Source organism: Ensifer sp. SSB1 (genome assembly GCF_016652895.1).
GTDB lineage: Bacteria > Pseudomonadota > Alphaproteobacteria > Rhizobiales > Rhizobiaceae > Ensifer.
Window position 1 is genome coordinate 1,696 of record NZ_JAEPRP010000199.1, and the last position, 10,924, is coordinate 12,619.

Consider the following 10,924-nt stretch of genomic DNA (forward strand, 5'->3'; position numbering starts at 1 on the left):
CCAGATCCGTCTGAAGCTGCTCGTCGCGCTTCTTCTGGTCGGAGACGTCGCTGAGCGAGAGGATACCGATACCGCTCGACAGCCGGCGCTTGCGCATCGAAACCCAGCGCGTACGGCCGGCGCGCTCGACGCTCTCGTAGCGCTCGCGCCAATGCAGCGCCATATGCTCGGCGATCCAGTCCTCGCGATTGGTGCGGCGACGGCTGCTTTCGGGAACGGTGCCGGGGCGAACGCCGGTATCATAGACGGCGCCGAGAAAATCCCTGAGGCGCGTGCCGGGCATCAGGATTTCCGACGGCACCGGGAAAAACTGCAGCATCGTGCGGCTGGCAAAAAGAATGGTGTCGTCCCGACCGCAGACAAGCACAGCAATGCCGAGCGCGTCGCAGCTCGACTCCAGAATGATCCGGTTGATGTCCGCGCCGTTCGACGCCACATCGCTCATTGCGCTGTCCTCACTCGCCTACCGCATGCTTCAGTCGTCTCCGATCTGAGGAAACATGCAGCCATTCACAGTGCTGCAGCGACGTTCACGCGCCAGTCGGACACGCGATGCTGCAGCGGCGGTTTCATTTCGGGACATGCTGGGAAGGCCTTGGCAGGCGTCTCTTCGAGCGGCGGGAGTACGACGTCCAGCAACGCCGCAATGCTCAAAAGACAAAACCCGTGATCATTCAGGTTGTTGTGGAAAATCGCAGCAGAGTGTTAAGGGGCAATTAAACCCCCCGCTCAATTTTCAGGATCGACGGCCGCCGGGATTTCAGACCGGGGACGAGGCGCCATTGCCCCTTTCGTTTCCCGAGCGAATCCGAGAAAATGGGGACATGGCCATCAAGCAGCTTTCAGAAACCCTCATCAACCAGATCGCCGCCGGCGAAGTCATCGAACGCCCCGCCAGCGCGGCCAAGGAGCTGATCGAGAACGCACTCGACGCCGGCGCCACACGCATCGAAATCGCGACGGCCGGCGGCGGTAAGACGCTGCTGCGGGTGACCGACAACGGCTCGGGCATGACGCCCAACGATCTCGAACTGGCCGTCCGCAGACACTGCACGTCGAAGCTCGACGACAGCCTGTTCGACATCCGCACGCTCGGTTTCCGTGGCGAGGCGCTGCCTTCGATCGGTTCGGTCGCCCGCCTCTCGATCACGACGCGCACGGCTGGCGCCAGCGAAGGTGCCGTCATCGCCGTCACCGGCGGCAAGACCGATCCGGTGCGCCCGTCGCCCGCCAATACCGGCACGGTCGTCGAGGTACGCGACCTCTTCTTCGCAACACCGGCTCGGCTGAAATTCATGAAGACCGAGAAGGCCGAAGCGGCTGCGATCTCCGAGATCGTGCGCCGTATGGCGATCGCCTTTCCGGCGGTCCGTTTCGTGCTGTCCGGCAGCGACCGCTCAACGCTCGAATTCCCCGCGACCGGCGACGATCGCCTGGCGCGCATGGCCCAGGTGCTCGGCAAGGATTTTCGCGACAATGCGATCGAGATCGATGCCGAGCGCGAGGATGTCGGGCTCACCGGCTTTGCCGGCGTGCCGACATACAATCGCGGCAACTCGCTGCAGCAATATGTCTTCGTCAATGGCCGCCCGGTACAGGACAAGCTGTTGTTGTCGGCGATCCGGGCCGCCTATTCCGAAACGATCCCGAGCGGCCGCTATCCGGTCGCTGTGCTATCGATCACGCTCGACCCGGCGCTGGTCGACGTCAACGTCCACCCGGCGAAGTCCGATGTGCGCTTCCGCGATCCCGGCCTCATCCGCGGGCTGATCATCGGCGCGATCCGCGAGGCACTGACGCGCGACGGCGATCGCGCGGCGACCACCGGGGCACGCGGCATGATGCAGGCCTTCCGCTCCGGATCCTATCGCCCGCAGCCCTGGACCGCCGAGACGTCCCCCTCCCGCCCGGCGCAATTCGACGCCATCCTGCGCGGCCTCAACGAAACGCCACAGGCGAGCTTCGCCGCCTTTGCGGCGCCGTCGGCACGCACGGCCGTCCCGATTGAGCGCGAGGCACCGGTATCGCAGCCGGAAGCACCGGCGCCGCAATCCTTCCCGCTCGGCGCGGTGCGGGCGCAGCTCCATGAAAACTACATCGTCGCCCAGACAAATGACGGCCTCGTCATCGTCGACCAGCATGCCGCCCATGAGCGGCTGGTGTTCGAGGCGATGCGCACGGCGCTGCATTCTCGCCCCGTCGCCGCACAGGCTCTGCTGATCCCGGAGATCGTCGACCTGCCCGAGGACGACTGCGACCGGCTGATGGCGCATGCGGAGGAGTTCACCCGCCTCGGCCTTGCCATCGAGCGCTTCGGACCGGGTGCGATTGCCGTGCGCGAGACACCGGCGATGCTCGGCGAGATGGATGCCGTCGGCCTGGTGCGCCAGCTGGCCGACGAGCTTGCCGAATGGGACACGGCAAACGGTCTTACGAGCCGGCTCGAATATCTTGCAGCGACGATGGCCTGCCACGGATCGGTTCGCTCCGGCCGGCGCATGCGCACCGAAGAAATGAACGCGCTTTTGCGGCAGATGGAGGCAACGCCCGGCTCAGGCCAATGCAACCACGGGCGGCCGACCTATATCGAGCTCAAGCTTTCCGATATTGAGCGGCTGTTCGGCCGAAGCTGATCTGACCCGGCCGCGAAATGCGGCTGGCAATTTGCCTGATGGCGAGCTAGACCAGAGAACAGACCACAAGGACGTTACAGGCTACGAACATGATGAACCGGTTTGAAGGAAGCACGTCGCGCGAAGCGAAGATCCGTTATCTCGACGGCGACTTCCAGATCATCCTCGCCGGCTCGCATGTGATCTGCGCGATGACCGGCAAGACCATTCCCGTCGATGAGTTGCGCTACTGGAGCGTCGCCCGGCAGGAAGCCTATGTCGATGCGGAAGCCTCGCTCGAGGCGGAAAAACGCGCCGGCGCGCTGCCGAACCAGCGCCGCTAAGGCGACACCCGCAGGCCTCATCCCCGAACCGCCAAGCCCTTATTTGCTTGCGCCTTCGCGCAGCTTTCGGGCGCGCGCGACGGCAAGCGCAGTCTCGATGATTTTCGACGGTGCCATGGGATCGTCGAAGCGCACGTCGATTTCGATCACCCGGCTGGCCTCGGCCAGCTCAGCGGCCCGACCATGGCCGGGTTCGAGCCGAACCATGTCCTTGGCGGTGGTAACCAGCGTGCAGCCCAGCGCCGCGGCGCGATCGAGCAGATCGGCGATTTCATCATCGGAGAAATGATGGTGATCCGGAAAGCTGCGGGTCTCCTCGACCACCGCACCGGTCTCACGCACCGTGCGGTAGAACTTCTCGGGATCGGCGATCCCGGCCCAGGCCAGCACCTTGACGCCTTCAAGCGATCCGTCGTCGTGCCTGACGACATCGGCCTCGTAGATCTGCTTGCCGGCGCGGGCTGCGCGGCGGATCAGGGCATCGGCCTCTGTACCCCCGCCGATCTTCAGCAACGCCGTGGCGTGGCGAAGCTGATTGGGCAGCGGTGCCCGCACCGGTCCTGCCGGCACCAGATAGCCGTTGCCGATACCGCGGCGCGAGTCGATCACCAGAAGCGCAAAGTCGAAGGCCAGCCGCGCGCTCTGGAAGCCGTCATCCATGATGATGATATCGACGCCTTCCTTGACCAGGCGGCGGGCGCCATCGACACGGCGGCGGCACACGACGGTGAGAGCTTCACGCGCCAGCAGCAGCGGCTCGTCGCCGACGTCGCGGGCGCGATGATGTTCCGGATCGACGACGGTCGTCACGTCGAGCGAGCCGCCGTAGCCGCGGCTCAGGAACCCGGGCTTCAGCCCTTTCCGACGAATGACACGGGCGAGCGCAATCGCGGTGGGCGTCTTGCCGGCACCGCCGACGGTGAAGTTGCCGATGCAGATGACCGGTACGGGAACCGAGGCACGTTGGGCGCGATCCATGCGCATGCCGGCAATCCGCCCATATAGCCATGAGAGCGGCCACAGTGCGCGAGCCCGCCAATCCGCCTTGGTCCACCAGAATGGCGGCGCTTCCGATACCATATTCGTTCCGTAGTCCCCAGCCGGTGTTGTCCTGCCGCTCCGGGAGGACACATGTCTTTCCTGCCGCCAAAAGCCGGCGCGCCGCCCAAAAAACGTCAGAATGTGAAAAAACGCAAGCTATGGATACGATCGCAGCCGTCTGAGCCGAACGCGGGGTGACCTGCCACGGACAACCGCGTCACGCTTTCGCTTGGCCTGCGGCTAGAGGACAGCCTCGAGTTCGGTAATGTCGGCAAGGCAATGGTCTGAAGCTGCGGCGAGCGACTGGCGCGAACCGGTCCCGGTCAGCACTGCGACCGTCATGCCGACGCCGGCACTGCGCCCCATGTGCATGTCGTGGTTGTTGTCGCCGACGACGACCACCTGATGCGGCTCCAGGCCCGTGGCGGCACAAAAGCCGAGCACCATGCCCGGTTCCGGCTTGACGCCGTAGCCGCTGTCATAGCCCGCCACGTAATGCAGGTAGCCGTCGAAGCCGAAGCGCTTCGCGGTTTCGCGGATCGATTTTTCGTTGTCGCTGGAGGCCACCCCAAGGCGATAGCCCTTGGCATGCAGGCCGGCGAAGAAGGTGCCGAGGTCGGTGACCGGCACCGCATATTCCGCCGAGCGTGCGAACAGACCGTCCAGCAGGGCCGTCAGTTCGGCCACAGTGAAGGGCGCGCCCGCGTCAACGAAGCCGGTCGCGATCTCGACCGTGTTGCCGGCAGCAAGCAGGCTGTCGGGCAGCACATGCCCGGTATCGGCATCCATGCCGCCCGCTTTCAGCAGGGTGCGGGCCAATGCCTCATCGTCCCTTGCCGCAATCCGTGCCAGCTCATAGTTCACCGGCACCCAGCTCTTTGCGTAGTCGAGCAGGGTTCCATCCTTGTCGAACAGGATACCGGCGATGGCTTTGGATGCGGTCATGATGAGGGATCGTCTCCTGCTTCTGTCAGTTGTCGGTCGGCGGGTTGAGGCGCGCCTTGACGATGAGCGGATTGATATAGGGCTCTAGCCCCTTCATCGTCGCCGACAGAGCACCACGCATCTCTTGCACGGTTTCAAGGCCGGCATCGATCATCGAGCGACGCATGTCGTCGTTGGCGAGAAGATAGTTGACGCCCTTGGCAAGCATCTCGACGTCGCGCACGATCTTGGCGCTGCCGTTCTTCGCGAGCGTCTGATAGGTCTCGCGAAAGTTCTGGACATTGCCACCCGACAGGATCGCACAGCCCAGCATCGCCGGCTCCAGCGGGTTCTGTCCGCCTTCGGCAAAGAGCGAGCGGCCGACAAAGGCGACTTCGGTCAAGCGAAGATAGAGGCCCATTTCACCGATGGTGTCGCCGAGGAAGATATCGACATCCGGCGTCAACGGATCGCGCCGGGTGCGGCGCGCAACCTTCAGGCCCTTGGCCGTCAGCGCCGCCTCGATCGCATCGCTGCGCTCAGGATGGCGCGGGACGATGATCGTCAGCAGGCCGGTTCGCTCTTTCAGTGCACGATGCACGACGCCGGCGGCGTTTTCCTCGCCGTCGAAAGTCGAGATTGCCGCCCAGGTCTTGCGCGTGCCGATCTGCTGGCCGTACTCGCGAAGCGCTTGCGGATCATGCGGAGGGGCATCGGTATCAACCTTCAGGTTGCCGGAGACCATGACCGGCAGCGCGCCAAGCGTGCGGAAGCGCTCCGCATCGACATCGGACTGGGCGATGACGAGCGCCAGGTTCTCGAACAGCGCATCGGCCAGTCCCGGCCGTCGCTTCCAGCGCGCGAAGGTGCGATCCGACAGGCGGCCATTCACCAGAACCTGGGGAATATGGCGCCGGCCGAGCTCCAGGATCGTCATCGGCCAGATTTCGGACTCGGCGATGATTGCGAGATCCGGCTCCCAATAGTTCAGGAAGCGGCTGACCGCCGGCTTGAAATCGAGCGGCACATATTGATGGATGACGCCCGTACCCAGGCGCTGGGCGACGACACGAGCCGAGGTCGTCGTTCCCGTCGTCAGCACGACGTTGATGCCACGCCGGCGGATCTCCTTGATCAACGGGATGACCGCATTGTTCTCGCCGACGCTCGCGGCGTGAAACCAGACGAGCGGGCCCTGCGGCCGCGGTGCGCTGGCATGGCCGTAGCGCTCGCGACGGCGCGCCGGATCCTCCTTGCCCTTCGCCGCGCGAATGGCAAGGTAGGACCAAACCAGGGGATAAATGGCCGAGCCGATCCAGCGATAGCTGGAGAGCGCCAGGCGCGCGCGAAAGCTGCTCATGACGAGACACCTTCCCCAGCCGTCTCAGCGGCGAAAAACTTAGGGGCGACTGGCATGCGGGTATGCGCCGCGCATCCCGACCTCATCGGCATCAGCCGTTTTCCGGATCGAGCAGACGGTGCATGTGGACAATGAAATAACGCATATGCGCGTTATCGACGGTCATCTGCGCCTTGGATTTCCAGGCAACAAGAGCGCTTTCGTAGTCCGGGTAGATGCCGACGATATCGAGCTTGTCCAGGTCGCGGAAATGGACGTCCGTCAGCGTGGTGAGTTCACCGCCAAAGACGAGGTGCAGACGTTGTTTCTTCTCGGATTCGTGAGCCATCGGAATTCCATTTTTCTTTTTGGGTATGGGCGTTGATTTGAGGCATTCAGCCCCAAAGGTCAATGGGGCTCCATCGACCGCGATGCGGCGATCAGACCTGGCAAGAGCGGCTTTGCCGCCGCGCAGAGAACCCCGTGAACGACGGTGGGGCGGTTGTAGGACAGGGGCCGATCGTCGAGATCGACGAGTGCGCCGTTTGCCCGGGCCAGAATGAGATCCGCCGCAGCCAGATCCCAATCATGGGAATTCTTCTTCACGAGCGTGCCGTCGATCCGCCCGTCGGCCACCATGGCCAGCCGATAGGCAAGCGAGGGCACATGCGGCACGCGCGTGACGGTGTTGCGATAGACGGCCGGCAGCTTGCCGACCGTATCTTCGGCGGCGGCCAGATGCAGCGTTTCCCCGGGCTTTGATTCACGCACCGAGATCACGGCGCCGTTTTTCAATGCGCTACCGTCGGCGACCGCCTCAAAGAGTTCATCGAGCGCCGGAGCGTAGAGGACGCCTGCGACGGGCTGGCCCCGGTGGACGATGGCAACGCTGACGCACCAAAGCTCCTTGCCGGCGATGAAGGCCCGTGTGCCGTCGATCGGATCGACAACGAAGACCGTTTCTCGGGTCAGGCGGCTGGAGTCGTCGTCGGTCTCTTCCGACAGCCAGCCGTAATCGGGCTTCGCGGCAAGCAGCCGCGTCTTCAGCACATCGTTGGCTGCCAGATCCGCTTCGCTGACCGGCGAGCGGCCCTCGTTCTTCCAGCGGACATCCGGAGCCTTGCGAAAATAGCCGAGTGCCGTTTCGCCGGCGACGACCGCTGCGGCGCGGATCAGCGCAAGATCCGGCTTCCAGTCCGCGCCCGTTGGTGCTGTGTCAGACATTCAAAACCCCGTCAGCCCGCCTCTCCTATAACACGAGGGCGGGATCGGCGCAGGTCGCTGCGCCCCTCTTCCTTCGGCCTTCAGATCAGTTCACCGAAACGGTGAGCTGATCCAGCCATTTGAAATGACGCAACCCCAGACGGGGATTGCTCTAGAGACCAGCGAGCGTCATGCCCTCGATGGCGAGCGTCGGCGCCGCGACGCCGAACTTGCGATCGATGTCGTCGGCCGGCGTCAGCGCCATGAACATGTCCTTGAGATTGGACGCAATCGTGACTTCGGAGACGGCAAATGTGAGTTCACCGTTCTCGATCCAGAATCCGGAGGCGCCGCGGCTGTATTCGCCGGTCACCATGTTGACCCCCTGACCGATCAGCTCGGTGACGTAGAAGCCGTTGCCGACACCGCGGATCAGATCCTCTCGCGAGATCGAACCCGGCTCGAGTGCCAGATTGGTCGAGGCCGGATTGACCGTCGGGCCACCGCGCACGCCGCGGCCGTTGGTCTGAAGGCCGAGCTCAGCGGCCGCGGATGTCGACAGGAACCAGTGGTTCAGCACACCATCCTCGACCATCGCGAGCTTCGAACCGCTGACGCCTTCGCCGTCGAAGGGACGCGAGGAGGAGCCGCGCACGATCAGCGGATCGTCGGTCACCGACAGGCCGGCCTTCATCACCTGCTTACCCATCCGGTCACGCAGGAAACTCGTCTTGCGGGCGACGGCCGCACCGTTGATTGCACCGGCCAGATGGCCGACGAAACCGCGGGCCATGCGCGGATCGAAGACGACGGTGACGTTCTTGGCCGTCGGCACCTGGCGCGGATTGAGGCGCGCCACAGCACGCTCGCCGGCAAGGCGGCCGATCTCCTCGGCAGGCCTGAGATCACCGACATAGAGGCGACTGTCGTAATCGTAGTCACGCTCCATCTTCGTGCCCTCGCCGGCAATCGCGCTGACGGAGCAGCCGAAGCGTGTCGCCATGTAGGAGCCCGAGAAGCCATGCGAGGTGACGAGCACCAGGCCGCCCATGCCGGCCGAGGCTCCGGCACCGCTGGAATTGGTCACGCCGGAGACGGCAAGAGCTGCCTCTTCGGCGGCAAGTGCGGCTTCCGTCAGCGATTCCGTGGAAACCGCGGTCGGATCGAAAAGATCGAGATCCGGATAGGACTTTGCCAGCCGATCCGCATCTGCGAGCGAGGCAAAGGGATCTTCCGGCGAGGCCTTGGCCATGGCGACGGCGCGTTCGGCAAGCAGCTTCAGATCGAAGCCCGGATTGGCCGAAACACTGGCGACGCGCCGCCCGACGAAAACGCGAAGCGAGAAATCGTCACTTTCAGAGGCCTCCGTCGCTTCGACCTTGCCGAGGCGTACGGAGACGGAGCGGGAGCGCCCGCGCACCACCACGGCATCGGCCGCATCGGCGCCAGCCTTTCGGGCGAGGTCCACGAGTTCGGAGGCGCGTTTTTCGAGGTCGGCAGAATCGATCGTGTCGGACATGATGTAGCCTTTCATTCCTGCCCCATTTATTGTGCAGTGACGCAGGCATCAAGGGCATCGGCCTGATTCCCGCCCCGTACACCGCAAATGAACACTCTCCAAAGCTTCCTCGTCGGGGGCTGGGTGCCCAATAGTGAAAGCCGCAGGCATGGCAACGACACCGATCATCTATTCTCAAGCACTGATGCTGCTTGGCGGCGCAGTGGTGGCCGCACCAATCTTCAAGCGGCTCGGCCTCGGCACGATTCTCGGCTATCTCTCCGCCGGCGTGCTCATCGGTCCGGTCGCTCAAAGCATCACCGAGGGCGAGCAAATCCTGCACGTCTCGGAACTCGGCGTCGTGTTCCTCCTGTTCATCATCGGCCTCGAACTCAAACCGTCGCGCCTCTGGCAGATGCGGCGCGATATCTTCGGTCTCGGCACCGCACAGGTGGTGCTGACTGGCATCGTGCTCTCTTCCCTCATCTATGCCCTCGGATTGCTCGGACAAGGCGGCAGCATCATCGCCGGCTTCGGCCTCGCCCTCTCGTCGACCGCCTTTGCCATGCAGATCCTCGACGAAGGCAACGATCGCAATACGCGTTACGGGCAACGATCCTTCTCCATCCTCCTGCTGCAGGACCTCGCGATCGTGCCATTGCTGGCGCTGATCCCGCTCCTGGCTGCACAGAAGCCCGAGGATACGACGACGCCACTCGAGGATTTCGCGGTCGCCACCACGGCGATCGTCGTCCTCTTTGCGGCCGGGCGCTACCTCGTGAACCCCCTGTTCCAGATCATCGGTCGTACGGGCGCCCGCGACGTTATGATCGCCGCCGCCCTGCTCGTCGTCATGGGCGCCGCGACCATGATGCAGCTCGCCGGCCTCTCCATGGCCATGGGCGCCTTCCTCGCCGGCGTGCTCCTGGCGGAATCCTCTTATCGCCATGAGCTCGAGGCGGACATCGAGCCGTTCCGCGGTATCCTGCAGGCGCTGTTCTTCATGGCCGTCGGCCTGTCGCTGGAACTCGGCGTCATTGTCGAGCGCTACCAGCTGATCATCGTTGCTGTGCCGCTCCTGATGGCGCTGAAGAGCCTGGTGCTCTACTGGCTCTGCCGGCTCACCGGATCGCAGCACAACGACGCGGTGCGCATCAGCCTGCTTCTGCCGCAGGGCGGCGAATTCGGGTTCGTCCTGTTCACGGCGGCAGCCGCCGCTGGCGTCTTCTCCGACGGGGACGCCTCGCTGCTTGTCGCGATCGTGACGCTATCGATGGCACTGACGCCGCTCGCCTCGATGCTGGCACCGAAGCTGATGCGCGAACAGGACGAGCTGGATGAGGAGATCGACGAAGATTTCGAAGGCGCGGGCGCCGACGTGTTGATGATCGGCTTTTCCCGCTTCGGCCAGATTGCCGCGCAGATCCTGCTAGCCGGGGGCCGCGACGTGACCATCATCGACCACTCCGCCGCCCGCGTGCGCCAGGCCGCGACCTTCGGTTTCCGCATCTATTTCGGCGACGGCAACCGGCTCGACGTGTTGCGCGCCGCCGGCATCGAGCGGGCAAAGATCGTCGCCGTCTGCACGCAGAAGAAGGAGACGACCGACCACATCGTCGACCTCGTGCAATCGGAATATCCGAACGCCCGCATTTTCGCCCGTTCCTACGACCGCCTGCATACGCTGGAGCTGCGCGCCAAGGGGGTCGACTACGAGTTGCGCGAGACCTTCGAATCCGGCCTGCTCTTCGGCCGCAAGTCACTGGAGGCGTTGGGGGTCGGTGACGACGACGCGATCGCGATCATGGACGATATCCGCAAACGGGACGAGGCACGCCTCGTGCTGCAGGAGGCCGAAGGCATCACCGCCGGTCGCGACATGCTGCATTCAAGGCCGGTGCGTCCGGAACCGCTGGTCAAGCCGAAACGCGAGGTCGATCATTCCCAGGAAACGGGCGAAAGG

General features: G+C 64.2%; 9 protein-coding genes and 1 pseudogene. 3 read left to right on the forward strand and 7 right to left on the reverse strand.

Going from position 1 to position 10,924, the window contains the following annotated elements:
• Positions 1 to 445 (reverse strand): annotated as a pseudogene (locus I8N66_RS32130) (two-component system response regulator); the annotation flags it as partial.
• A gap of 379 nt (positions 446 to 824) precedes the next feature.
• Here I8N66_RS32130 and mutL point away from each other — a divergent pair.
• Both mutL and I8N66_RS32140 read left to right on the forward strand, forming a co-directional pair.
• The gene (mutL, locus tag I8N66_RS32135) at positions 825 to 2,633 is read left to right on the forward strand and encodes a DNA mismatch repair endonuclease MutL (RefSeq protein ID WP_291162895.1); all 1,809 of its coding nucleotides are present in this window, start codon (positions 825 to 827) and stop codon (positions 2,631 to 2,633) included.
• Positions 2,634 to 2,722: 89 nt separating this feature from the next.
• Positions 2,723 to 2,956 carry a DUF2093 domain-containing protein gene (locus I8N66_RS32140; protein WP_113536291.1) on the forward strand — a complete coding sequence of 78 codons (234 nt, stop codon included), beginning with the start codon at positions 2,723 to 2,725 and terminating at the stop codon, positions 2,954 to 2,956.
• 39 nt (positions 2,957 to 2,995) lie between these two features.
• On the opposite strand, the gene lpxK is transcribed toward I8N66_RS32140, so the two are convergent.
• The 6 genes from lpxK to I8N66_RS32170 all read right to left on the reverse strand — a co-directional run bounded on the left by lpxK (position 2,996) and on the right by I8N66_RS32170 (position 8,982).
• Positions 2,996 to 4,036 (reverse strand): tetraacyldisaccharide 4'-kinase, encoded by a 1,041-nt coding sequence (lpxK, locus tag I8N66_RS32145; protein ID WP_291162898.1) that lies wholly within the window; start codon positions 4,034 to 4,036, stop codon positions 2,996 to 2,998.
• 201 nt (positions 4,037 to 4,237) lie between these two features.
• Positions 4,238 to 4,942 (reverse strand): HAD family hydrolase, encoded by a 705-nt coding sequence (locus tag I8N66_RS32150; RefSeq protein ID WP_291162901.1) that lies wholly within the window; start codon positions 4,940 to 4,942, stop codon positions 4,238 to 4,240.
• Positions 4,943 to 4,967: 25 nt separating this feature from the next.
• Entirely contained in the window at positions 4,968 to 6,281 is a 1,314-nt protein-coding gene (gene waaA, locus I8N66_RS32155; protein ID WP_291162904.1) for a lipid IV(A) 3-deoxy-D-manno-octulosonic acid transferase, read from the reverse strand.
• 91 nt (positions 6,282 to 6,372) lie between these two features.
• The gene (locus I8N66_RS32160; RefSeq protein WP_113536295.1) at positions 6,373 to 6,609 is read right to left on the reverse strand and encodes a DUF4170 domain-containing protein; all 237 of its coding nucleotides are present in this window, start codon (positions 6,607 to 6,609) and stop codon (positions 6,373 to 6,375) included.
• Positions 6,610 to 6,668: 59 nt separating this feature from the next.
• Positions 6,669 to 7,484 (reverse strand): 3'(2'),5'-bisphosphate nucleotidase CysQ, encoded by an 816-nt coding sequence (locus I8N66_RS32165; protein ID WP_291162908.1) that lies wholly within the window; start codon positions 7,482 to 7,484, stop codon positions 6,669 to 6,671.
• 151 nt (positions 7,485 to 7,635) lie between these two features.
• Positions 7,636 to 8,982, reverse strand: coding sequence for a TldD/PmbA family protein (locus I8N66_RS32170; RefSeq protein ID WP_291162914.1), 1,347 nt, complete (start codon positions 8,980 to 8,982; stop codon positions 7,636 to 7,638).
• 148 nt (positions 8,983 to 9,130) lie between these two features.
• Here I8N66_RS32170 and I8N66_RS32175 point away from each other — a divergent pair.
• On the forward strand, positions 9,131 to 10,924 hold a 1,794-nt coding region (locus tag I8N66_RS32175; protein ID WP_291162911.1), incomplete at its 3' end, for a monovalent cation:proton antiporter-2 (CPA2) family protein.